Source organism: Psychrobacter sp. T6-1 (genome assembly GCF_052258445.1).
The window spans coordinates 1-3,731 of the sequence record NZ_JBQQFC010000243.1; the positions used below are offsets into that span (position 1 = coordinate 1).

At 47.0% G+C, this 3,731-nt stretch carries 3 protein-coding genes and 1 pseudogene; 2 read left to right on the plus strand and 2 right to left on the minus strand.

Annotated elements, in window-relative coordinates; genetic code table 11:
• Positions 1 to 189: pseudogene (locus ACTXGO_RS10950) on the plus strand (glycine C-acetyltransferase); the annotation flags it as partial.
• 42 nt (positions 190 to 231) lie between these two features.
• Positions 232 to 1,257 (plus strand): L-threonine 3-dehydrogenase, encoded by a 1,026-nt coding sequence (gene tdh, locus ACTXGO_RS10955; protein WP_435950123.1) that lies wholly within the window; start codon positions 232 to 234, stop codon positions 1,255 to 1,257.
• 87 nt (positions 1,258 to 1,344) lie between these two features.
• On the opposite strand, the gene ACTXGO_RS10960 is transcribed toward tdh, so the two are convergent.
• Both ACTXGO_RS10960 and purL read right to left on the minus strand, forming a co-directional pair.
• The gene (locus ACTXGO_RS10960) at positions 1,345 to 1,497 is read right to left on the minus strand and encodes a hypothetical protein (RefSeq protein WP_435950122.1); all 153 of its coding nucleotides are present in this window, start codon (positions 1,495 to 1,497) and stop codon (positions 1,345 to 1,347) included.
• Between the two features lie 464 nt (positions 1,498 to 1,961).
• On the minus strand, positions 1,962 to 3,731 hold a 1,770-nt coding region (gene purL / locus ACTXGO_RS10965), incomplete at its 5' end, for a phosphoribosylformylglycinamidine synthase (RefSeq protein ID WP_443574494.1).

Sequence of the window (3,731 nt, forward strand, 5' to 3'; positions counted from 1 at the left end):
ATCGCCCAACAAATGGCAGAGGCGCTGCTTGACGAGGGTATTTATGTGATTGGCTTCTTCTACCCTGTCGTACCCAAAGACGAGGCGCGCATTCGGGTTCAGCTCTCAGCCGCCCATACTCGTGAGCAGCTTGACCAATGTATCGCCGCCTTTATCAAAGTCGCCAAGCAAATGGAAGTGATTGCTTAATGCGCTATTCACCTTATTAACGCAGCTAAATAAGAGAAAAATATGAAAGCCTTAGTCAAAACTCACGCTAAAAAAGGCATCTGGATGCAAGACGTGCCAGAACCGACGGTCGGTATTAATGACGTTAAAATAAGAATCAAAAAAACCGCTATCTGTGGGACGGATTTGCACATTTATAAGTGGGATGAGTGGTCACAAAAAACCATAAAGACGCCGATGATTATCGGACATGAATATGTCGGTATCATTAGTGAAGTGGGCGATGGTGTTAAGCATTTTGCAATCGGCGATCGCGTCACAGGGGAGGGCCATATCGCTTGCGGACATTGTCGTAACTGCCGCCGTGGTAAGCTGCATGTGTGCGAAAACACTATAGGCGTGGGCGTCAATCGCGATGGCGCAATGGCTGAATATTTGGTGATACCTGTCGATAATGTCATAAAGCTCGATGAGCGTATCAGCGATGAGATGGCAGCCATTATGGACCCTTTTGGCAATGCCACTCATACCGCCCTATCCTTTCCAGTACTTGGTGAAGACGTGCTAATCACCGGTGCGGGACTCATTGGCTCAATGGCTACGGCGATTTGTCGCTTCGCAGGGGCGCGCAATATCGTGGTCAGTGATATCAGTGATTATCGCTTAGAGATTGCCAAAAAAATGGGCGCGACTATGACCATCAACCCAGCCAAAGGCGAAACCATCGAAGACGCCATTGCTGAGTTAAAAATGCACGGCTTCGATATAGGGCTTGAGATGTCAGGCTCGCCTCAGGCCTTTGATTCGATGATTAGTAACATGTATAACGGCTCTAAAATCTCTCTGCTCGGCATTTTGCCCAACACCACGACGGTGGATTGGAGCAAGATTATTTTTAAGGCGTTAACCCTAAAAGGTATTTATGGGCGTGAGATGTGGGAGACTTGTTATCAGATGGAGCAGATGCTGATTAGCGGTATTGATTTATCACCGATTATTACCCATCGCCTGACCATTGATGACTTCCAACAAGGCTTTGATATTATGGAAAGTGGACAATGCGGTAAGGTGATTTTGAGTTGGGATTGATTTTGGCAGGTTTTAGAAATAAAGAATGTTAGTAACTAAATAATAATATTATAGGTCACTTATCCAACAAGCGCATTGGCACTATCGCTACCTCTGTTGTGAGATATCTGTTTCGGTTTGAATCGATTTGGTATCAGGTATGTCATGACTAAACTTTCGGCTTGGTTCAGCCTCCCTTTTAGCAATCACTAATGCTTGACTGAGTGACGTCGATAGATCATCGTAGAATTCATGAATCATGGTTATAGACCTCTTCAATTTTTTGGGCTGATTTTTTAAGCAAGCTTCTATATTACCTTACTATATCAACAGCGGGTTACGCTCCACTGACCTACCCTGCCGATCCTTCAAGGTATCCGTTTGAACCACAACAAATAGTTGCAAGAACACGATGTCACCGCTAGCCTTGATTGCAGTGGATATACTTAGATGACTACTGGGTTGCGGTGACTTGGTTAGAGGTGGTCGCTCGAATGTTGGAACGCCTCTCACCTTAGTCACCGCCCCAGTAGACAGCTAAGATAGTAGCGAAAAGCAGGATTAGCTCTAAAAAAAACGTTGGGTGTCGCAAGCTCCACGCCAACCTACTCAAAATTTCTTGATGATAAAATTAAGCTGATATTTTCAATATCTTAAAGTCTCAAACAAAAAAAGGTGAGCTTTAAGCCCACCTTTTTTATTATCTAAGATTAATTCAAGTTTTCCTAGCGCAACCAAGCCCTTGCGTTACGGAACATACGCATCCATGCACCGTCCTCGATCCACTGCTCAGGTTTCCAGCTGTGGTTATAGGCTTTTAGGTTACGCTCAGGGTGCGGCATCATAATAGTGACGCGGCCGTCAGTGCTACATAGACCCGTGACACCGCCGACTGAACCGTTTGGATTGAGCGGATAAGTCTCGGTTGGATGACCTTGGCTATCGACATAGCGCATCGCCAGCTGACCGTGTTTTGCCATACCATCGATCTCAGTAGCGTTAAGGGTGGCAAAACCCTCACCATGCGCCACAGCGATAGGTAAGATGCTGTCTTGCATGCCTTTGAACAGGATAGACTTGGTGCGCTCGACTTTGACATTGACCGTACGCGCTTCAAATCGTGCCGATTTGTTAGCGATGAAGCGTGGGAAGTTCTCTGCGCCTGGGATCAAGTCTTTCAATTGCGCCATCATCTGACAGCCGTTACAGACACCTAAGCTAAAGGTATTAGGACGGGCAAAGAAGCGTACAAACTGCATGCGCAATTCGTCATGGAACAAGATAGAGTTGGCCCAACCTGAACCTGCGCCGAGGACATCACCGTAACTAAAGCCGCCACAAGCGACCAGACCATCAAAGTCGCGCAAATTGATACGGCCTTCAAGTAAATCGCTCATGTGCACATCGACCGCCTCAAAACCCGCTCGAGTAAAGCCTGCTGCCATCTCGGTCTGACCGTTGACGCCTTGCTCGCGCAGGATAGCGACTTTTGGTTTTTCTTCACGACTGTTTAGATAGGGTTCTTCGACCTTTTGATTCAGATCAAAGTTTGGCGCTGCGATAAGGCCTTTATGATTAGTATCGGCAATCAAGTCATATTCTTGTTGCACGCAGTCAGGATTGTCACGACGGCGGGCGATTTGATAGCTGACCTGACTCCACTCTTGCTGCAGCTCACTGCGGCTAAAGCTGAGGGTTTTATCACCTTGATGTAGCGGCGTTTGAATAATGAGGCTATCTTCCTCAGTGCTTTGACCGACGAGGCTTAGCATATCGCTGACATTAAATTCTTCTGCCAGTTGCATCAAGGCCGCGACGTTTTCTGGCATGACTTGGATGACTGCGCCCAGCTCTTCGCTAAACAATTGACCTAATAAGTTATCATCAGTCAATGACAGCTTGATACCTTGGCGACTAGTAAATTGCATCTCAGCAATAGTGGCGAGTAGTCCACCATCACCGATATCGTGATAGGCGCTAATGACGTCTTGCGCGTTGCCCGCTTGAATAAAGTTAAAGAAGTCGATGAGATCGCTTGGCTTATCGAGATCAGGACAATCATTGCCAAGTTGGCTGTGCGTTTGAGCAAGGATTGAGCCGCCAAGACGCAGTTTGCCTTTGGATAAGTCAAGACGATAAAACGCGCTATCACCATTAATAAGCTCAGGCGTCAAAGTTTTTGCCACATCAACAACAGGCGCAAAAGCGGTAATCACCAGACTCATAGGTGAGACGACAGATTTGTCTTGGCTATCCTGCTTAGCATCGCTATCATCCGTCCAATTCGCACGCATCGATAGTGAGTCTTTACCGACTGGAATGGCAATCCCCAAAGCAGGGCATAATTCTTCGCCAACGGTATATACCGCGTCGAATAATGCGGCATCTTCCGCGTCATCACCGCATGCCGCCATCCAGTTCGCTGACATAGTGATATCAGATAGCTGAGCGATACGCGCGCCTGCGATATTAGTAATGGCTTCACCAACGGCTAA